Raw genomic sequence first — 19,839 nt, forward strand, 5'->3', positions numbered from 1 at the left:
GGTGCTAGACCAGCGTTTTACCGGCCGACTGCCGCTCACGCATATCGCGCACGTAATTCTCGAAGGGGTACAGACGCCATCGCTCGGGCATCACCCGCAGAGCGCGGCCGAGGAGGCGCATGACGGTCTCGAAGGTGCGTTGGCGGCGTGGACTCCAGTGCACCCCGAGTTCATCGCGGAAGCTTTGCGGCAGAAAACCGATGGTGAAGAAGCGATTCAGCCCCGCGAACGCGAACTGGGAGCGGCGCCCGAAAGCGCCGAGGTTCACGACCTGGTCGAGGAGATACCGCCTGACCTCGGGGTCGAGGGAGAGCTGGGGCAGCATGGAGCCCCAGTACTCGGCGAACGCGGCGCGGTCGGCGGGCCACAGCTCCGGCCGCACCTGCAACGTCGTGCCGAAACGTCTGCTTTGCCGATACAGGTCGTCGGCGGTCGCCTCGTCGAGCGGGCCGAAGAACAGTTCCATGTAATCGGCGACGCCCCGGTAGATGCAAGCGGCCACCCACAGTTGCAGCTTGGGATCGAATGCGTTGTAGCGCAACGCACTTCCGGGCTCGGATCGCACATATCGATGGACCGAATCGACCGCGTCCCGATACGCCGCGCGATCCTGCTCGCTGCCGATCATCGCCACGGCGAGATAGGTCAGTGTCGTGCGCCCGCGCTTGCCCGGCCGCATGTCGAAGCGGCCACTGGCCACCGGGCTTTCCACCACCCCGCGCCCGACGGCGGGCAGGCTCAACTGCATCACCACATTGGCGGGGCCGCCCAGCAGCGCGCCGAGCCCGATCATGTAGCGCCGTCGCCGTGCGGCAGCGTGAAACTCGTTGTCGGAGTCCGATTCTCGGGAGTGGTGCAGCGGTGCCGCCATGGAAGTCCCCATCGAGGTTGTGAGAAAGAATATGCCTCAGTTTCTCAATACGGGATTGGTTGGTCAACTCCGAGGGTTGTCACACGCACGGACTGGGCGGTGTGCTCAACCCGGCGCCGAGCGCACCGCGAAGGATGCGGATACGTTGCCTGTCGTGCACCGACGTCAGAACCGCAGCGCCACGAACCGCGCGCTCCCTGTGAAATCAGCGCGTTGTCCAGCTTGATCGTCACGATCGGCAAACTCGCACCGGTGGCATTCCTGTTCGCCGCCGGTGCGCTGTTCGCCCGTCGTGGCATCATCGCCGGGGAGGTGTCGAAGGCGTTCTCCGAGTTCGCGTTCCGCTTGGCCATCCCCGCGTATCTGCTGGGTAGCCTGTATGTCGCTGACCTGCGGCGGGTGTTCAATGTACCGGCGCTGACCGCGTACACCTGCACCGCGATCATCGCGGCGGCCGCGGTGGCGGTGATCGCCCGGATACGGGGCCGCACGACCCGCGAGATCGCGTTGCGCATCATGGCTGCCTGCCAGGTCAATACGGCCTACATCGCCATCCCGGTCTTCGGGCTGTTATTCGGGGATGTGTCCCCGATCTTCCCGGTGATCCTGTTGCAGGTGTGCGTGCTCACCACGATCGTGATCGCCATCATGGAATCCGCATCCCGCGACTCCGGCGATCAAGGCAGAACCAGTGTGCGACAAGGCATTCGGGCAGCATTGACCACGCCGCTCGTACTGTCGTGCTGGGTGGGTATCGCCGCCAACCTCGCGAATGTCCCTGCCCCGCAATGGTTGCTCGACTGTCTGTCGATGGCGGGCGCGGCAGCCGCGCCGGTGGCATTGTTCGCACTTGGTCTGCACCTGGGTGCCTCCGGACTACGGCTACGCGCCGCCGACCCCGATGAATACTGGCTGATCGCCTGCAAGTGTGTCGGATTTCCGCTGCTCGCATTCGCGCTGGCGCACTTCGGTTTCCATCTCTCCCACCCGTGGCTGGGCTATGTGGTTCTGATCGCCGCCATGCCCAGCCCGCAAAACCTGTTCATCTTTGCCCAGACCTACGACACCGATATCGACCTCGCCGCATCGATCGTGGTGAAGTCCACCATCGTGACACTGATCCTGCTGCCCCTATGGGCGGTGGCGTCGGCGCGGATGTGAACGCGGCTACGGCAAGGACGTCATCGCGAATTCCTGGCCGTCGCTGGTACGGATCGTCAATTCCGACGTGGTTGCGCTGGCCGTGATGTTGCGGAAACGACCTGTGCCGGTGAGCTGTTCGACGACCGGGCGCAGGCGCGAGGAACGCCGGTCCAGGCCGTTCGACTCGTCGGGGGTGAGGCCGAGAATGCCGTGGTACGTACGCGGTGTGCGAGTCAAGCCCTCTGGTTGCCAGTTCATGCGGGTATCGCTGGCGAGCATGGCGTTGAGGGTGGCGCACGCGCCGTCGGAGGTGCACAGCCGCAGCGGGATTTCGTCTGCGGCATAGTCGAAGTCGCGCGTGGTCAGCGTCCAGCCCTGCGGATCCCGATAGGCGTAGTGCACGCCCGAGGGCGGCGCGAGGGTCAGTGCCGAGGTGTCGGCCACCCGGTTGTCCAGCGTCGGGGCGAGCATCGGCTGATCGGTGGGAGTGAACTCCCAGGTGCTGTTCGGATCGATCGGCTTGTGCCAGAAGCCCGTTCGATCGTCATCGCGGCCTTCGACCCGCAATTCGCGCTGGAACGAGCGGGAGCCGGTCTGATGGATGCTGATGGTCGAGGTGATCTCGCCCGGGATCTTCGGCTGCTGCACCCAGCGGGGCGCGGGCAATTGGATATTGGCGTATTCGTTGAACGGCGGGCGCAGTTGGGGGAAGCGGGAGAATTCGTGCTCGAAATTGTTGGGCGCGGAGTCGTAGGCGGACTGGTCCTCGTACGAGTAGGAGAAGAACAGGGTGTCCGCGCCGGAGATATCGAAATCCCAGAGCCTGGTGAACATATCGCCGTACTCGTTGATCACGAAGGTGGTCGAGCCCGCCGAACTGAGGTTGATCGCGCGGAAGCGGCCGTTCAACGGTCCGGGCACCTCATAGCTGTAATCGTCGGCGAGTGTTTGATCCTCGGGATGCAGGGGGTCGCTGCCGGGCAGCCAGGGATCGAGGATGACGATGCGATTGCCTTCGGGGGAAAGGACGTACACCGTGGTGACGCCGGCTCCGCCGACCGGCACGTCATGCCCGGCGGTATCGGTCCAGGTTCCCTCCTGCCGGAACGGGAGCACCTCCTTGTAGACCGGATCCAGCCAGGACAGGCTCCAGGCCCGTGATCCGGTGCGCACTCGCTGGCCCGACGGATCCAACCAGATGGGTGCGCCGAATCGCATGGTCCACCACCAGATCTCGGGTGTCTGATCCGCCGATTCGAGGCTGTACACCCGGCCCTCCGGTCCGGTCGCGGCCAAGCGCCCGCCGTCCACGGAGATTCCGGTGATCTGCCCGCGCAGGCAGTTGGGCATCGGCGGAATCCGCCATCCCGACTCGCCCTCGGTCGCCTTGACATAGAGGTTCTGGTCCAGCAGCGCGAACTGCCATGCGTCGTTCCAGCCGCCGTCGCTGGTGCGCAGGTCGATATGGCGGGGCAGCCGGGCGGCGATATCGGCGGGGACGAGTGGCATGGTCCACAAACCGATTCCGACGTTCGGGTAGTGCAACGGCACCGGCCACGCCCCTGCCCGTCCGGGAAGTGAGAGCGCCGCACAACTGAACACCGGCGGCAGTATCCCGAACGGCAGGTACTCATCCGCCGCGGCGGGTCCGGCACATAGCAGCGACAGTACGGTGAACCACGCGGTGAGGCCGCCGCGCCAGCTGTTACGCATCGAAGATTCCTGCCCTTTCGGATGAGTTGTAGTTCATGACCGTGACATGAGGACGTTCACGCCCTCGTCGGTACGCACCCGCAGCGCCGAATTCGTCGCGGTGACAATGGCATTGCGGAACCTGCCGGTTCCGGTGAACTGCTCCACGATCGGCCGCACTCGCTCGTCCATGGCATCCCACTCGTCCTGCGGGACAACCACGAAGCCGTGATACTCGCGCGCGGTATCGCTCAAACCCTGGGGCTGCCAGCCCAATCGGGGCGCACTGGCGAGGTAGGCGACCAGATCGGTGCACGCCTGCCCGGCGCACAGCCGCAGCGGTAATTTGTCGGTGGCGTAGTCGAAGTCGCGGGTGCTCAGCGTCCAGCCGTCCGGATCTCGGTAGTCGAAATGCACCCCGCTCGGCGCGGCGAGCGTCGCGGCGGAGGTATCGCTCGGCCGATTGTCGAGCAGCTCGGTGGTCAGGGTCCGGTCCGTCGGCTCGAAGGCCCATTCGGCGTTCGGGTCGATCGGCTTGTGCCAGAACCCGGTTCGACCATCGTCGCGACCCTCCACCCGCAATTCCCGCTCGAAGGAACGGCCACCGGTCTGATGAATGCTGATGGTCGAGGTGATCTCACCGGGAATCTTCGGCTGTTGGATCCAGGACGGCGCGGGCAGCTGAATGTTCGCGTATTGCGAGAAGAACGGCCGCAAGAAGGAGAACCGAGCGAACTCTCCTTCGAAATTGTTCGGCGCGGTGTCGTGCGCCGTCTGATCCTCATAGGAGTAGGAGAAGAACACCGTATCCGAGCCGGAGATATCGAAATCCCAAAGCCTGGTGTACATATCACCGAACTCGTTGATCAGGAACGTGGTCGACCCCGCGGCGCTGAGATTGATTGCGCGGAAGCGGCCGTCGAGTGGTCCGGGCATTTCGAAGCTGTAGTCGTCGGCGCGCGCAGGGTCATCGGGATGCAGTGGATCCCCGCCCGCGAGCCACGGGTCGAGAATGATGATCCGGTCGCCTTCGGGCGAGAGTACGAATACCGTATGCACCCCAGCGCCGCCAACGGGCTGGTCATGTCCGGCGGTATCGGTCCAGAAGCCGTCCTGGCGAAAGGGAATCAATTCCACATAGCGCGGATCCAGCCACGACAGGCTCCACGCCCGGTTTCCGGAACGCACCCGCTGACCCGCCGGATCCAACCAGGTCGGGGCGCCGTAGCGCGCGGTCCACCACCACAGCTCAGGCGTTTGATCGGCGGATTCAAGGGTGTAGACCCGGCCCTCGGGACCGGTCGCGACCAGACGGGAACCGTCCACCGAGATCCCGGTGATCTGTCCGCGCAGGCAATTCGGCAGCGGCGGGATACGCCAGCCCGTTTCACCCGCGACGGCCTTGACGTAAAGATTGTTGTCGAGCAGTGCGTACTGCCAGACCTCATTGAATCCGCCGTCGGTGGTACGCAATTCGACGCGCTGCGGCAGCCGGGTCGCGACCTCCGCGGGCGCGAATGGCATGGTCCACAAACCGATCCCGGTGTTCGGGAAATGCATCGGCAGGGGCCACGCCCCCGCTCGCCCCGGCAACGACAGCGCCGCACAGCTGACCGGCGCGGGCAGCACCCCGAACGGCAGCCATTCATCAGCGTTCGCCGACCCGCTGCTCGAAACACACAATGCCGCCGCGGCTACCGAAACCAGGGCTCGCCGACGCTTGCCAATCAACGATTTCATCCTTCCGCTGAAACCTTCGGGAGCGCATCGCGCCCGCATGACATCGCAACCGAGACAATCGAACAGGTGTTGCTGGCAATCACTTCGGCGATTCGCCGTGGATCATCAGGAATGGGCCCGGAAGAAATTGGCCGCGCGCACAATATCACCCGCCGGGTGACCTGATCCCGAGGCGGGCCGGAACCGGAGTGGGTCGGCTGCGAGCCTGGCAGTAGTCATGGCTGGGAATGCCCCCAGCGCGCCAGGGGCCGAAGGTGGCATCTTGACCCCGTGAGAGCGAATGTCGAAGGAGTGGCGAGCAATCCGAGCACGCCCGAGGAGTTGCTGCTGCGAATTCTGGCCGCTGATTGTGCGGGTGCGGCGGCGGTGGCGACCCGGCCCGAACTCCCCGACCCGATCTACGACGCGGTGGTCGCACACCGCGATCTGGATATTCGAGGGTTGCTGGCGCGCAGCGTGTTCGCACCGGCACGGCAGCGGGCGCGGCTGGCGGACGATTCGAGTGCCGTCATCCGGCTGTTCGTCGCCGCCGGGCCGATCACGTTCCGCACCAAGGTCGAACCGCTGCCTGATCACACCTACCGCGAGCTCGTCGCGGACCCGTCTCCCGCCGTGCGATCCGCGGCCTGCCTGACCTGGCCCAATCCGCCTGCGGCGGTGCTGGATCTACTGCTGCATGACCCCGACCCCGAAACGCGTACCGCGGCGGCCACGCGCAGTTGGCGGCGGCTGCCGCACCTGCTGACCCAAATAGCTACTGTCAGAGATGATTTGGTGCACCTGTGGTCGGAGGCGATCGCGACCGCACCGTTGGATCCCGCTACCGTCGCAGCGCTGTTGTCCCGAGATGAATGGGTGCGGCGGTTGCTGGCCGAGAATCCGTATCTACCGGGGGAAGCGATCGCCAGGCTGATTGCCGATCGCAGTCACGATGTGCGCGTGGCGGTTTCGATGCGACAGGAACTGGGTGATCGGGTGCGGGAGATCATCGCCGTCGACATCGACCCGGCCGAACAGATCACCCCCGCGTTCTGGCCCAGCACCACCGATAACCCCGCCCTCATGCGGCGAGCGGTCGAGTCCACCCATCTGGGTCTGCGTCGCAGCGCCGCCTACAACCCCCGGCTGCCCCGCAATCTCGTGCACCGGCTCGCGGCCGACGACGACGCAATGGTCCGCCTGATCCTGTGCGAGACACACCCTTACGCCCCCGCCGACGTGCTCTGGGAGGTACTCCGCGAAACCCGCATGATCACCCGCGCCGACCTGATCACCCACCCCAACTTCCCGATCCACCGCCTCCGCGAACTCGCCGCCAGCCCCGACCCCACCGAACGCTCCCTGGTGGTCCACGACCCCATCGCCTCAACCGAGTTGATCGAACGCCTCAGCCACGACATCGACCCCCGAGTCCGCCGCGCCACCGCCGCGGACCCCCGCCTGAGCCGTCGCCGCCTCCTCGAACTCCTAGACGACCCGACCACCTCCTACGGCGCGGTCCGCAACCCCAACCTCCCCCTGCCGATCATGGAATCGGTCCTGTCCGCCGCCGGAATCGCCTAACTCAGTTCGGCGGTTGGCCACCCAGGAAGTAGACGACCTCCCAGAGGTGCCCGTCGGGATCGGCGAAGTAGCCCGCGTAGATACCCCAGGGGCGTTCCAGTGGTGCGCGCACGATGGTGCCGCCCGCGGCTTGCGCGCGTTCGAGGATGCGGTCGACTTCGTCTCGGTCATCGACGAAATACCCCAGGCTCATGGGTGAGCCGGTAATGCGTTCGGGCGCGACGCCGGCGTCCTTGGCCAGGTTCTCGCGTTCGTACAGCGACAGGATCAGCCCGCTGTCGAGGGTGAACATGGCGACCGCGCCGCCGGGGGTGATGTCATCGGCCTCGAATTCGGTGCCGATGATGCCCGGGGAGGACAGCTCGAGTGCTTCCCGGTAGAAGCGTAGGGAGCGTTCCAGGTCGTCGACGCCGAGTGTGAGTGCGGCGATATTCGCTTTCAACGGTGTACCTCCTGACTGGATACCTTCGGTCGGTCCTGAAGCTAACTGCTGAGCGGCCGCGTGGTCTTGAACGAATCGGACACAGTCTCGGTTGCGGAGCGGCGATGGTGTCAGGGCAGGCGGATGGGCATGAGCACGTAGATCAAGCCGTCGCGTTGTCCGGCTGGGTTGGGCCGAGTGGGGCGCAGGACCGCAGCCCGAGAAGGTCCATTGAGCGCGAGTTCGACGGTTTCGGTGCGCATCGCGGTGAGGCCATCGAGGAGGTAGCGGGGGTTGAAGGCAACGGTCAGGGGGTCGCCGTCGAATTCGCCGGCGATGGTTTCCTCGGCGTTGCCCTCGCTGTCGTTTCCCGCTGCGAGGCGGGTCTTTTCGGCGGTGCAGGTCAGTTGGACCTGTGCGCCGCGGGTGGAGAGCAGTGAGACTCGTTTGACGGCCTCGGCCAGCGCGGCGCTGGGGAAACGGGCGGTCGCGGTGCGGCGGTCCACGAGGTATCCCTGATAGGGCGCGTAGGCCATATCGAGGGTGCGCAAGGTGGCCCGGCGGCTGTCCGATGCGAGGCCGAGGACGGTTTGAGCTGGGCCGCAGGCGATTTCGAGTTGTGAGCCGGACAGAGCTCGGCTGGTGTCGGCGAGGGCGCGGGCGGGGATCAGTACAGTGGCGGGCTGGTCGCCTGTGATCGGGGTGCTCGGTTGCCAGTCGAGTTCGCGGATCGCTATGCGGAAGCGGTCGGTGCTGACCAATCGCAGGAAGCCGGCGTGGAATTCGAGGTTGATGCCGAGCAGCATCGGGAGGGTGTCGTCTTTGCCTGCGGCGACGGCGACCTGGGTTACGGCGTCGCAGAACTCGGTGTAGTCGACGGTGCCCGTGGTCGGGGGTTGGGGTGGGAGTTCCGGGTAGTCTTCGACGGTCATCAGCGGCAGTGTGAATCGTGCTGGTCCGCAGACGATTTCGAGCTGTTCGCCGCTGTCGCACAGGTCCACCGGATGAGCGGGCAGCGACTTGGCGATCTCGGTGAGCAGGCGTCCGGAGACCAGCACCTCGCCGGGCTCACTGACTTCGGTGCCGGATATCGCGGCGTGCGAGGAGATCTCGTAGTCGAACGCTGCCACCGAGGCTGAATTCGCCTCTGCCCGTAGCCGAATGCCCGCCAGCACGGGGACCGACGGGCGGCGCGGCACCGCCGGGCCGACGACCGATAGCGCCTCGGTCAGGCAGTCGCGTTCGACACGTATTTTCATCGGGGTTCTTCCTCGTCCAGGGTGCGATGTTCCAGGCGGCGATGCAGTGCGGCGGCTCGGGCGTGCGCGGCCTGTTTGGAGCGATGGCCGAAGGCTTCGGCGATCCAGCTCCAGCTGTTGCCGTGTTCGCTCGCGGCGCGCATGAGTTCGAGTTCCAGGCGATCCAGTTCGGTGCGCGCGGCCATCAGCTGGATGACCGCGGCGTAGATGACGCGATGCGGCAGCTCGGCGGTGTCATCGGCGGCCAGCCGGTCCAGGACCGCGCGTACGACGGCTGCCGGATTGTGCTGCGGCGCTTGGCTCGACGGCGGCGCGGTGGTTGCCAGCCACTCGGTGAGCAGCGCCGCGTCCGGGTGTTCGGGATCGGGCATGATCGGGAGCATACCTCGAGCGTCAAAGAATTTTTGACGGTCGGGTATTGACCTGCGGCTGATGCATTGAGAAGCTTCGGGTTCCATTTACTCATCGATGAGGAGAGCGCGGATGAGCGACGGCGATGCGGGCGCGACGGAGTACTCGACGATCACCTATGCGGTCGCCGACGCGATCGCGACGATCACGCTGAACCGGGCGCACGCGCGCAACGGATTCACGCTCACCATGGCCGATGAGCTCGGTGCCGCGGTGACGGCCGCCGACCGCGACGACTCGGTGCGGGTGATCCTGCTGGCGGCGGCGGGCGAATACTTCTGCGTAGGAATGGATTTCGCGGAGCCTTCGATCGGCGATACCACCGACCCGGACTGGGATGAGCCGTCCACGCGCGTGGTCCGGCCGATCGTGAACTCGAACAAGCCGGTCATCGTGGCGATCCAGGGCGCGGCCGTGGGAGTCGGCATCTCCATGACGCTGGCGGCGGACTTCCGATTGGCCAGTGCGGAAACCAAATTCGGTTTCGTCTTCGCTCGTCGCGGACTGTATCCCGAAGGCGCGTCGACCTGGTTCCTACCGCAGCTGGTTGGCCTGGCCAAAGCCAAGGAATGGATGCTCACCGGCCGAATCATCAGCGCCCAGGAAGCTTTGGACGCGGGCCTGGTGACCAGCCTGCACGCGCGCGAGGACCTACTCCCCGCTGCATACGAGCTGGCCCGGGACATCGCGGTGAATATCGCGCCGACCTCGGCGGCGGTCATCCGCCGGGCCCTGGTGGCCATGACCGCCCACGGCGATCCCGAAGCGGCATTCGCCTTGGACCGCAAGACGATTCCGCACGCCTCGACCAGTCCCGATCTGGCCGAAGGCATCTCATCGTTCCTGGAGAAGCGCCCACCACGCTTCACCGGTGTGGCGCGCACGGATGTGCCGGACCTGGAGGACTGGCTGCGCTGACCCCGCCTAGTCCGGTGCGGACCAGAGATGGTCCAGCACTGGCAACAGGAAGTTGCGGGCGTAATTCTCCGGTCCGTCGGGCGTCTCCAGATCGAGCACCCCGGACGGGATCAGGATCAACGTGTGGAACGCACGGGCGACATGCTCGGCGAACTGGTTCGCCGCCGCCGGGGTGGACCAGCCATCCAGCGGCAGGAACGTCGCGACGAACATCCGCCCCCAATTCAGCGCCTGGCTGTCGGTGGTGATCACGTACGGCAGGAACAGCTCCGGGTTCAGCGTGAGGACCGGCCGGACCGCCGGGTGCCCGCTCAGTCGCCGGTAAGCCTCGGCGAAGGAGTGGACGAGCCTGTCCGAGGGGTCGTCGTATCGCTGCGCAACCAGTTGGACTTCGGCGAAGAACCTGGCCAGCTCTTCCTCCACCAATGCGCTGATCAGCGCGTCTCGCCCCGCGAAGTGCTTGTAGAGCCCCGCGCGGCTGATGCGCGCCTGGCGGGCCACCTCATCCATGGAGAGCTTGCGCATGCCCGTGGTGGCGGCCAACTCTCGGCACGCGTCGAGAATCCGCTCGCGCGTATTGTTCGCCGCCTTGTTGGGTGTGACCGTCGGGCTCATGACCCACATCCTACGAAGTAGACACATAGGCAATATATGTCTACTCTTCCACTATTGAATCGGCAGCGTCGCCGAACCCGGCGACACCGTGACGCGTGACCGGCTGCCGATTCGTGCCAGGAGGAGTGCACGATGACCGCATCGACCGACGCCACCGACCCCCGAACCGCCAACGCCGCCGCGCGCGACGCGGTCGCCGACCGCCTGATCGGGGGATCGCTGCGGCGTTCCTACAACTCGCTCATCGACGTGGATTGGGATGCGTCGCAGGACCCGCGGCTGTTCTATATGCCGCCGCAGACCATCTCGCTGTACGGAACACCGTTGTGGGAGAGCATGTCTCACCTCGAACGCGTGGAGCTCTCGCGCCAGGAACTGGCGAACATGCTCAGCCGAGCCGTGTGGTTCGAGAACACGCTGAACCAGGGTCTGCTGCGCGCCATGCTTTATCAGGATCCGACCTCGCGCACCGTGCAGTACGCGCTGACCGAGATCGGCGACGAAACCCGGCACATGATCATGTTCAGCCGGGTGATCACGGCGATCGGCGCATTGCCCTACCGGCTCTCGACGCTGGAAGCGATGACGGTGCAATCGTTTCCGTTCTTCTATCGAGGATTGTTCCTGTGGGTGGCCGCGCTGTGCGGTGAGGAAGTCATCGACGACGCGCAGCGCAATTACGCCCGGCATCCCGATCTGCAGCCGATCGTCGCGCAGATCATGCGCATTCACGTCACCGAGGAGGCACGGCATATCCGGTACGCGCGCGAAGGCGTGCGCCGTCGGGTGCAGCACGCGCCGTGGTGGGAACGGCAGTTCGCGGCGACCGCCAACGGGGCGGCGGGATTCGTGTTGCGCCGCTTGATGTATGACCGGCGCGTCTACGAGCGCTGCGGGCTCGATGCCGGTGAGGCGATGCGTCAGGCGCGGGCGAACGAGCAGGTCAATGCCCGCCGCCGCGAGGCTTTCGAAGGGCTGCACGGATTCCTGTCCGAGAACGGGCTGATGAATCCGGTGTCGCGGTTGCTGTGGCGTCGATTCGGATTCCTGTGATGAGCGATCGCCCTCGATACGACGTCATTGTCATCGGTGCGGGCTTCGCCGGGCTCTGCGCCGCGATCATGCTGCGCCGCAAAGGCATCGACAACTTCGTCATCCTGGAGAAGGCGCAGGAGGTCGGCGGCACCTGGCGGGAGAACACCTATCCGGGCGCGGCCTGCGATGTGATGTCGCTGATGTACTCGTTCTCGTTCGCGCCCAATCCGAACTGGACCCGCGGCTATGCCGGGCAGGCCGAAATCCTGGAGTATCTGCGCGAGGTCACCGAGCGGTTCGATCTGCGGCGCAGCATCTGCTTCGGTGCCGAGGTGGTGTGCGAGCGTTTCGACGACGACTCCGATACCTGGACCGTCACCACCACCGACGGGGTCGAGCGCACCGCGCGCGTGATCATCGCCGGTACCGGGCCGCTGCACATCCCGCAGGTCCCCGATATCCCGGGCGCGGAATCGTTTGCGGGCAACAGCTTTCACTCTGCACGGTGGGATCATTCGGTCGACGTAGCCGGTCGGCGGGTCGCGGTCATCGGGACCGGCGCATCCGCGGTGCAGTTCACTCCCCCGCTGGCCGAGCGTGCCGCGCACGTGGATGTGTTTCAGCGGACGCCGAGTTGGGTGCTGCCCAAGCTCGACCGGCCGATCACCACAGCCGAACGCGCCGCCTATCGAATAGTGCCCGGGCTGCGGAAATTGGTGCGGGGCGGCATCTATTTCAGCCACGAGGCCCTCACCGGGGCCTTCCTGAACCCGAAGTACATGCCTGTCGTTCGTGCGGTGGCGAAAACCCAGCTGCGGCAACAGGTGCGCGACCCCGAGCTTCGCGCGCGGCTGACTCCCGAGTACGAGATCGGCTGTAAGCGAATGGTTATGGATAACGGGTACTACCCGGCGCTGCAACGCGAGAACGTCGAACTGGTGACCGCCGCGATCACCGAAATCACCGAGACCGGGATCCGCACCGCGGACGGCGTCGAGCATCCCGCCGATGTCATCGTCTACGGCACCGGATTCAAGGTCGTCGACAAGACCGCCGATCAAATGCTGATCGGCGCGAACGGGCTAACCATTCAACAGCTTTGGCCTGACGGCCCGCAGGCCTACCTGGGACTCGCCACGCACGGATTGCCGAACTACTTCCTACTGATGGGTCCCAATACCGGCGTCGGCAACCAGTCGATCGTCTTCATCATCGAAGCGCAAGCCCGCTACATCGTCGAACTGCTCGCCGCGATGCGTGCCCGCGAGGCAACCCGCGTGGAGGTGAAATCGCATGTGCAGCAGCAATTCAACCGTGATCTACAACGCCGCTCACGGGGAACCGTCTGGACCACCGGCGGCTGCCGCAGCTGGTACCTGGACAGCGACGGCGTGAACCGGGCCATCTGGCCGGGGTCGACGCTGGACTACTGGCGGCGCACTCGCACACCGCGACTGGCTGATTTCGAATTCACCCGGCCCGAGGATCGCGACGACGAGGACGAGTATCACGGCCCGGCGTTCCTCAGCGGCGAGGACGGCATCGAGTACCCCGTGCCGACGCCTGCCCGGTGGACGCGATCCGCCCCGAGGCCGCGCTCACCGTCGCGACCCGGCCGTTCGCGGAGTTGAACGCCGATTACTACCGGCAACACACACCGACTCCGGTATTCACGCGGGCACAACGGCCGGCCGAGCTGATCACCACGGCGACACCCTTGCGCGTGGGGATCGTCGGCTCCGGCGCGGCCGGGCTGTACAGCGCCGCGGCGCTGCTGCGCCACCCCGGCGTCAAGGTCGACATGTACGAAAAGCTCTCCACCCCAGACGGTCTCATCCGTCACGGGGTGGCACCTGATCATCCGGCGACCAAACGGGTCATCGACCAATTCGACTTCGTGCCCGAGAAACGCAGCCGATTCCAGCTGCACCTCGGCGTGGAGATCAGCACCGACCTGACGCACGCCGATCTGCTGGCCCGCCACCACGCCGTCATCTACGCCTATGGCGCCGACAATCACAACGCGCTGCGCGTTCCCGGCGCCGAATTGCGAGGTGTGCACTACGCCAACGCATTCGCCGGTTGGTACAACGATCATCCCGACCATCGTCACCTCGCCCCCGACCTGTCCGCCCGCCGCGCGGTGGTGATCGGCAACGGCAATGTCGCCCTCGACGTAGCTCGCATACTGGCCACCGATCCCGCCCGCCTGACCACCACCGCCATCGCGGAGTCCGCACTGGAGGCATTGCGGCACAGCGGTATCGAAGAAATCGTCATGCTGGGCCGACGCGGGCCGGAACACGCCTCCTTCACCACACCCGAACTGCTCGGCCTCCTGAACCGCCCTGATATCGACGTCTTCGTCAACCCGGCCGATCTACCCCCCGAACGGCCCGCCGACCCAGCCGCCCGCGCCCGCCTGGACCTGCTCGCCGCCGCGACCACCACCTCCCCCACCCCGGGGAACAAGCGCATAGTCCTGCGCTTCCACACCGCGCCGACCCGCATCCTGGGAACCGAAGCGGTGACCGGAATCCGCGTGCGGCGAACCGATTCGAACACCGACGACACCATCGACACCACCACCGTGATCGCGGCGATCGGATTCCGCGGCCGCCCCATCCCCGGCATCGAATTCGACCCCCGAACCCACACCATCCCCAACAGCCGAGGCCGCGTCCTCACCCCCACCGGCACCCCGATCCCCGGCGTCTACACCGCCGGCTGGATCAAACGCGGCCCCGTCGGCGTCATCGGCACCAACCGCACCTGTGCGGAGGAAACCGTCGCCTGCCTGTTGGCCGACCACCGCGCCGGTCTGCTGGCTGATCCCTCACGTAGCGTCGGGGAACTATGCGCCGTTTGGAACCCGACGAAATAGACGCCCTGCTGAACCTGGATGTCGTTGCACGCCTTGCCACGATCGACTCCGACGGATATCCGCATGTCACCCCGATCTGGTTCCTCTGGGAGAGTGGCCGTTTCCACCTGACCAGCTCCTCGACCCGTCCGCATCTGCGCCGAATCGCGCGAAATCCGAAGGTGGGTTTGGTCATTGATATCGAGGGCGAGTTGCGGGCGGATGGGGAACGACCGAACAGGCAGGTTCGGGTAGTGGGGGACGCGAGCGTCACCCCCGATCCGGGGGGACAGTGGACCCGCCGAATTCGGGCCAAATACATCGACGGATCGATCGCCCCCGGTATCGCCGAACGCGCTGTGCACCAGGAGAGGTCGCTTATCGGGATCACTCCGCGCGAGATCGTCGGTGTCGCCAGCGTGTGATGGCCTGCTTCACTCAGCGCGGGTCGAGCGGGTGGCCGACACTTGAGGCGTGTGGTACGTCATCGTGTTCTGGATTGTCTGCGGCTCGGTGTTGGTAACGGTGTTCGGTGCGCTCATCTACTTCGAGATCGAGTTCCGGCTCGCACTACGGCGACTGCCGAAGGACCCGAAGGCGCGGCGGGCGGCGTTGCGGCGGTTGCGAGTTCCGGAGTATCGGAGCCAAGAGATCGAGGGTCCGTCTGGGGTGCCGTGGGACAGCACCTAGTCCGGTGAAAGAATGCGGGGGTGAGTGGGCGTCGGATATCGGTGGTGGGAACCTCGGGTTCGGGGAAGAGTTCGCTGGCGCGGCGTATCTCCGAGGTGCTCGGGATACCGCATATCGAGCTCGACGCGATCCACCATCAGGCCGACTGGACGCCCATGCCCGCGCAGGAGTTTCAGGTTGCCGTCGCTGAACGACTGGCGCCGGACGCGTGGGTCGCCGATGGGAACTATCACGGCAAACTCGGGGATCTGGTGTGGCAGCGCGCCGATACGGTGCTCTGGTTCGACCTGCCGCGGCACATGGTCATGCGGCAGATCGTCAAGCGAACCATCGTCAGGGCGGTCACGCGCCGTGAGCTATGGAACGGCAATCGGGAAGAGTGGCGAAACATGTTCTCGCTCAATCCCGAACGGTCGGTGATCGTGTGGGCCTGGACAACCCACGGTAAGAATCGAGAACGGTATCTCGCCCTGCGGTCCGATCCGGCCTATGGGCATCTCGAGTTCATTCGGCTGCGTTCGCATCGCGATGCCGCGACCTTTCTCGCCGTCCTCAACTGACAGTCGCTTGCCGCCGACTTGCTCCTGACGGATTCTTTACGGCATCTTTTAGCTCAGGTGTGCCGGGAAGTCTGGTCGGCGAACGTGATCCGGGAGTCGGTTCGCGCCCTTCGACGTGGGAGAATCCGATGGCCACCGGGTGGATGATCATGACGATTCCGGGTCGGATCCAGATGTGGTCCGGCGTCGTATCCTGCAGGTATGCATGCTGCTCAACTCGCCGAGGAATTCCCGGTGGTCACCCTCGATACCAACGCGCTGGACGCGGCCGGGTTGCTGGCCGAGCACCGGTTGCCCGGGATCCTGGTCACCGACAGCGCGGGTATCCCGGTGGCGGTGCTGCTGGCGTCGCAGGTGGTGCGGTTCATCGTGCCCAGTTATGTGCAGGACGATCCGTCGCTGGCGGGTGTGCTGACCGAATCGATGTGCGATCGCATCTCGGACAAGTTGCGCGGCAAGAAGGTTCGCGACGTGATTCCCGACGGGCTCAGCAATGTCCCGGCTGCGGACGCCGGCGATACGGTGATCGAGGTCGCCGCGGTCATGGCCCGCTTGCGCAGTCCACTGCTCGCGGTAATGAAGGGCAAGGAACTGGTGGGCGTGATCACCGCGTCGCGGTTGCTCGCGGCGGTGCTGACCGCCTGCTGAATCGGCCGCTCCCGATCGAATCGATGATCGGGCGGTGGTCCCGATGACGATGCTCGCGATCGGCGTCTTCATCGTCTCGTACCTGTTCATCGCCACCGAGCGCATCCCGAAAACCCATGCGGCCCTGGGCGGTGCGGCGATCGTGCTCGCGCTCGGGGTGATGGGTTCGCAGGACGCGTTCTACTCCCGCGAGACCGGTATCGACTGGGACGTCATATTCCTGCTGCTCGGGATGATGATCATCGTCGGGGTGCTGCGCCACACCGGCGTCTTCGAGTACACCGCGATCTGGGCCGCCAAGCGCGCCAAGGGATCCGCGCTGCGGATCATGATCCTGCTGGTGCTCATCACCGCTGTCGCATCCGCGTTCCTGGACAATGTCACCACGATCCTGCTCATCGCGCCGGTGACCCTGCTGGTATGCGATCGGCTCGCGATCAACCCGGTACCGTTCCTGATCGCCGAAGTGCTGGCCTCCAATATCGGCGGCGCGGCGACCCTGATCGGCGACCCGCCCAACATCATCATCGGTAGCCGGGCCGGCTTGACGTTCAATGACTTCCTGGTCCACATGACACCCATCGTCATCATCGAGATCGCGGTGTTCACACTGATCCTGCCGCGATTGTTCCGCGGCTCGTTCGCGGTCGATCCCGAACGCGTCGCCGATGTCATGGCTCTCGATGAGCGCGAAGCCATCCGCGACCCGGGACTGCTGATCAAGTGCGGGCTTGTGCTGGCGGCGGTCTTCACCGGATTCATCGGCCATTCGATATTCCATATCGAGCCGTCCGTGGTCGCATTGCTCGGCGCGGGCATCCTGATCCTGGCTTCCCGCCTCCCGCAACGTGATTACATGGCCGCGGTGGAGTGGGAGACCCTGCTGTTCTTCGCCGGACTGTTCATCATGATCGGCGCACTGGTGAAAACCGGTGTGATCGAACGCCTCGCCGCGGCGGCGACCGACGCCACCGGCGGGAACGCGCTCGTGGCGACCATGCTCATCCTCGGGGTGTCGGCGGTGTTGTCCGGGGTGATCGACAACATCCCCTACGTCGCGACGATGAGCCCGCTGGTAGCGGACCTGGTCGCCAGGATGGATCACAGCACCCCCGGCCATCCGCTGTGGTGGTCGCTGACCCTCGGCGCCGATTTCGGTGGCAATCTCACCGCCGTCGGCGCCAGCGCCAATGTCGTCATGCTCGGTATCGCGCGCCGCGCCGATTATCCGATCTCGTTCTGGGAATTCACCCGCAAGGGCGTCGTCGTCACCGCTATCACGGTGGCGGTCGCCGCCCCGTATCTGTGGCTGCGCTATTTCGTTCTCGCTTGAGTAGAAAGAACTCGTCATCATTTCCGTCGCATCCCCCCAGCAGTATCGGCATGACCTCGATGGTCTGCGTGGCCTCGCCATCGCGCTCGTGGTGGTCTTCCACATCTGGTTCCGCCGGGTGTCCGGCGGGGTGGACATATTCCTGGTGCTCTCGGGCTTCTTCTTCACCGGACTGCTGTTGCGGCGCAACGATTCCACCGGTGCGGTGGGTGTGCTGCCGACTCTGCGGCGTACGCTGCGCCGTCTGCTGCCCTCGATGCTCATCGTGCTGGTGGCGGTCGCGGTGGCCACCGTGCTTATCAGTCCCTACACGCGGTGGAACGATGTGGCGGACCAATCGCTGGCTTCGCTGTTCTACTACCAGAATTGGCAACTCGCGCTGTCGTGGTCGGACTATCTCGCGGCCGATCCGTCGGTGAGTCCGCTCCAGCATCTGTGGTCGATGGCGGTGCAGGGCCAGTTCTATCTCGCCGCAGTAGTTTTCATCGCAGCGCTGGCGTGGGGATGCCGACGCATCGGTAAGCCCGCACTGCTGCGCCCGGCGACGCTGATCATGGCGGTCGTGCTCGGGACGATGTCGTTCGGGTACGCCGCGCACGGGCCGATCACCCAGCAGGGCTGGAATTACTACGACAGTTTCGCCCGCGCATGGGAATTGCTCGCGGGCATGGCGCTCGCCGTCATCGCCCCGAGGCTGACTCCCTCGCGGATCAGCCGACTCGTACTTGCCGTACTCGGCGTAGCCGGTGTGCTGGCCTGCGGATGGCTGTTCAACGGCGCCAACGTTTTTCCCGGTCCCGCCGCGCTGTTTCCGGTCGCCACAGCGGCCGCGCTGATCATCTCCGGCACCGGGTTGCCCACCGCCGCACTGCCCTGGCCGAACCGGCTGCTCGCCACCCGGCCGATGGTCGAGCTCGGCGCGCTCGCCTATCCGCTGTATCTGTGGCACTGGCCCATGCTCATCTTCTTTCTCATCGAATTCGAGCAGCGCACAGTCAATTTCAGTCAGGGGATAGTGATCATCGGGCTGTCGCTGATACTGGCCTGGATGACCCATCACGGGATCGAACAGCCGGTGCGAGCGGCATTCCGGCGGGAATCCGGTTCCGCCCCACGCACTTACCGCTGGATCGCGCGTGCGGGGGTAGCGCTCGCGAGCGTGCTGGTGATCGCGGCCGCATCGGTATGGCACGTGATCGTCGATTCCCAGCCCACCGCGCCCGCGGCAGCCCTGGACCCGGTGCTCTATCCGGGAGCCGAGGCATTGAGCGCGGGCATCGCCGCACCACCGGCGACGATGCGCCCGACCGTCTTCGAAGCGCCGTCCGAACTGCCGCCGCCCACCCTCCAGGGCTGCATCTCCGATTGGAATACCAGCACCGTCGTCACCTGCGTCTACGGCGATCATGAATCCGACCGCACACTCGCGGTGGTGGGCAGCTCACACGCCGAGCACTGGCTGCCCGCCCTCGATCTGCTGGCGACCGAAAACCACTTCCGCATCGTGGTCCACCTCAAAATGGGGTGTCCCCTCACCGTGGAAGCCGATCCGATGTACCGGGGCGAGTCCAATCCCGACTGCGTCAACTGGTCCCGCGAGGTGATCAACCTGCTCGGCGAGGAGCGACCGAATTGGGTATTCACCACCGGAACCCGTCCCGTGGACGAGGGCGGTGACGAAACCCCCGCCGACTACCTCGACGTATGGAACGAACTCACCGCCCGCGGCCTCGACGTGATCGTCATCCGTGACACACCATGGCTGCGGCACAACGGCATTCGCTACCGCGCCGTCGACTGCCTCAGCAAGGGCGGCGACCGCCTCGGCTGCGGTATGCGCCGCGCCGACGCCCTCAACCCCGTCAATCCCGCCATCGAAGCCTCGGCGACCTACCCGAACGTCTACCCCATCGACCTCACCGACGCCGTCTGCGAACCCGAGATCTGCCCCGTCGTCGAAGGCAATGTCCTGATCTACCACGACGAACACCACCTCACCGCCACCTACTCCCGCACCCTGGCCCCGGCCCTGGGCCGTCAATTGGCCCCGATCCTCGGCTGGTGGTGAGACCGGGAG

Annotated in this window: 19 protein-coding genes; 12 read left to right on the forward strand and 7 right to left on the reverse strand. The window is 65.5% G+C overall.

Annotation, left to right across the window (positions count from 1 at the left end; genetic code table 11):
- Positions 1-4: 4 nt before the first annotated feature.
- Positions 5-871, reverse strand: a complete 867-nt coding sequence (locus ACFC0O_RS16365; RefSeq protein WP_375958504.1) for an oxygenase MpaB family protein — start codon at positions 869-871, stop codon at positions 5-7.
- A 213-nt stretch (positions 872-1,084) separates the two neighbouring features.
- Between ACFC0O_RS16365 and ACFC0O_RS16370 the strand changes: the two genes are divergently transcribed.
- Positions 1,085-2,032, forward strand: coding sequence for an AEC family transporter (locus ACFC0O_RS16370; protein ID WP_375958506.1), 948 nt, complete (start codon positions 1,085-1,087; stop codon positions 2,030-2,032).
- A 6-nt stretch (positions 2,033-2,038) separates the two neighbouring features.
- On the opposite strand, the gene ACFC0O_RS16375 is transcribed toward ACFC0O_RS16370, so the two are convergent.
- Positions 2,039-3,727, reverse strand: a complete 1,689-nt coding sequence (locus ACFC0O_RS16375; RefSeq protein WP_375958508.1) for a hypothetical protein — start codon at positions 3,725-3,727, stop codon at positions 2,039-2,041.
- Between the two features lie 33 nt (positions 3,728-3,760).
- On the reverse strand, positions 3,761-5,446 hold the full coding sequence (locus ACFC0O_RS16380) for a hypothetical protein (protein WP_375958509.1): 1,686 nt from the start codon (positions 5,444-5,446) through the stop codon (positions 3,761-3,763).
- Between the two features lie 270 nt (positions 5,447-5,716).
- Between ACFC0O_RS16380 and ACFC0O_RS16385 the strand changes: the two genes are divergently transcribed.
- On the forward strand, positions 5,717-7,009 hold the full coding sequence (locus ACFC0O_RS16385; RefSeq protein WP_375958511.1) for a hypothetical protein: 1,293 nt from the start codon (positions 5,717-5,719) through the stop codon (positions 7,007-7,009).
- A gap of 1 nt (position 7,010) precedes the next feature.
- Here ACFC0O_RS16385 and ACFC0O_RS16390 read toward each other — a convergent pair whose 3' ends face one another.
- The 3 genes from ACFC0O_RS16390 to ACFC0O_RS16400 all read right to left on the reverse strand — a co-directional run bounded on the left by ACFC0O_RS16390 (position 7,011) and on the right by ACFC0O_RS16400 (position 9,060).
- Positions 7,011-7,451 (reverse strand): VOC family protein, encoded by a 441-nt coding sequence (locus ACFC0O_RS16390; RefSeq protein ID WP_375958513.1) that lies wholly within the window; start codon positions 7,449-7,451, stop codon positions 7,011-7,013.
- 110 nt (positions 7,452-7,561) lie between these two features.
- Positions 7,562-8,689, reverse strand: coding sequence for a DNA polymerase III subunit beta (gene dnaN / locus ACFC0O_RS16395; protein ID WP_375958515.1), 1,128 nt, complete (start codon positions 8,687-8,689; stop codon positions 7,562-7,564).
- A complete protein-coding gene (locus tag ACFC0O_RS16400; RefSeq protein WP_364649035.1) occupies positions 8,686-9,060 on the reverse strand; it encodes a hypothetical protein in 375 nt (124 codons plus the stop codon). Before ACFC0O_RS16400 ends, dnaN begins: the two co-directional genes overlap by 4 nt.
- Before the next feature lie 112 nt (positions 9,061-9,172).
- Between ACFC0O_RS16400 and ACFC0O_RS16405 the strand changes: the two genes are divergently transcribed.
- Positions 9,173-10,018: an enoyl-CoA hydratase-related protein gene (locus ACFC0O_RS16405; protein ID WP_375958517.1), complete on the forward strand. Its 846-nt coding sequence runs from the start codon at positions 9,173-9,175 to the stop codon at positions 10,016-10,018.
- 6 nt (positions 10,019-10,024) lie between these two features.
- On the opposite strand, the gene ACFC0O_RS16410 is transcribed toward ACFC0O_RS16405, so the two are convergent.
- The gene (locus tag ACFC0O_RS16410; RefSeq protein WP_375958519.1) at positions 10,025-10,633 is read right to left on the reverse strand and encodes a TetR/AcrR family transcriptional regulator; all 609 of its coding nucleotides are present in this window, start codon (positions 10,631-10,633) and stop codon (positions 10,025-10,027) included.
- A 132-nt stretch (positions 10,634-10,765) separates the two neighbouring features.
- Here ACFC0O_RS16410 and ACFC0O_RS16415 point away from each other — a divergent pair, with 132 nt between their 5' ends.
- From ACFC0O_RS16415 to ACFC0O_RS16455, 9 genes are all read left to right on the forward strand, one after another.
- Positions 10,766-11,686 (forward strand): diiron oxygenase, encoded by a 921-nt coding sequence (locus ACFC0O_RS16415; RefSeq protein WP_375958521.1) that lies wholly within the window; start codon positions 10,766-10,768, stop codon positions 11,684-11,686.
- Entirely contained in the window at positions 11,686-13,299 is a 1,614-nt protein-coding gene (locus ACFC0O_RS16420) for a flavin-containing monooxygenase (RefSeq protein WP_375958523.1), read from the forward strand. Before ACFC0O_RS16415 ends, ACFC0O_RS16420 begins: the two co-directional genes overlap by 1 nt.
- Positions 13,239-14,552, forward strand: a complete 1,314-nt coding sequence (locus ACFC0O_RS16425; protein ID WP_375958525.1) for an FAD-dependent oxidoreductase — start codon at positions 13,239-13,241, stop codon at positions 14,550-14,552. The genes ACFC0O_RS16420 and ACFC0O_RS16425 overlap by 61 nt, the downstream gene beginning before the upstream one ends.
- On the forward strand, positions 14,525-14,956 hold the full coding sequence (locus tag ACFC0O_RS16430; protein WP_375958527.1) for a pyridoxamine 5'-phosphate oxidase family protein: 432 nt from the start codon (positions 14,525-14,527) through the stop codon (positions 14,954-14,956). The genes ACFC0O_RS16425 and ACFC0O_RS16430 overlap by 28 nt, the downstream gene beginning before the upstream one ends.
- A gap of 49 nt (positions 14,957-15,005) precedes the next feature.
- Positions 15,006-15,221, forward strand: a complete 216-nt coding sequence (locus ACFC0O_RS16435; RefSeq protein WP_375958529.1) for a hypothetical protein — start codon at positions 15,006-15,008, stop codon at positions 15,219-15,221.
- A gap of 20 nt (positions 15,222-15,241) precedes the next feature.
- Positions 15,242-15,781: a hypothetical protein gene (locus ACFC0O_RS16440; RefSeq protein WP_375958531.1), complete on the forward strand. Its 540-nt coding sequence runs from the start codon at positions 15,242-15,244 to the stop codon at positions 15,779-15,781.
- A 201-nt stretch (positions 15,782-15,982) separates the two neighbouring features.
- Positions 15,983-16,429, forward strand: a complete 447-nt coding sequence (locus ACFC0O_RS16445; RefSeq protein WP_375958533.1) for a CBS domain-containing protein — start codon at positions 15,983-15,985, stop codon at positions 16,427-16,429.
- Positions 16,430-16,472: 43 nt separating this feature from the next.
- A complete protein-coding gene (locus tag ACFC0O_RS16450) occupies positions 16,473-17,762 on the forward strand; it encodes an SLC13 family permease (RefSeq protein WP_375958535.1) in 1,290 nt (429 codons plus the stop codon).
- Between the two features lie 19 nt (positions 17,763-17,781).
- Entirely contained in the window at positions 17,782-19,830 is a 2,049-nt protein-coding gene (locus ACFC0O_RS16455; RefSeq protein ID WP_375960742.1) for an acyltransferase family protein, read from the forward strand.
- Positions 19,831-19,839 lie beyond the last annotated feature (9 nt).

The sequence above is a fragment of the Nocardia sp. NPDC056100 genome (assembly GCF_042266325.1).
GTDB lineage: Bacteria > Actinomycetota > Actinomycetes > Mycobacteriales > Mycobacteriaceae > Nocardia.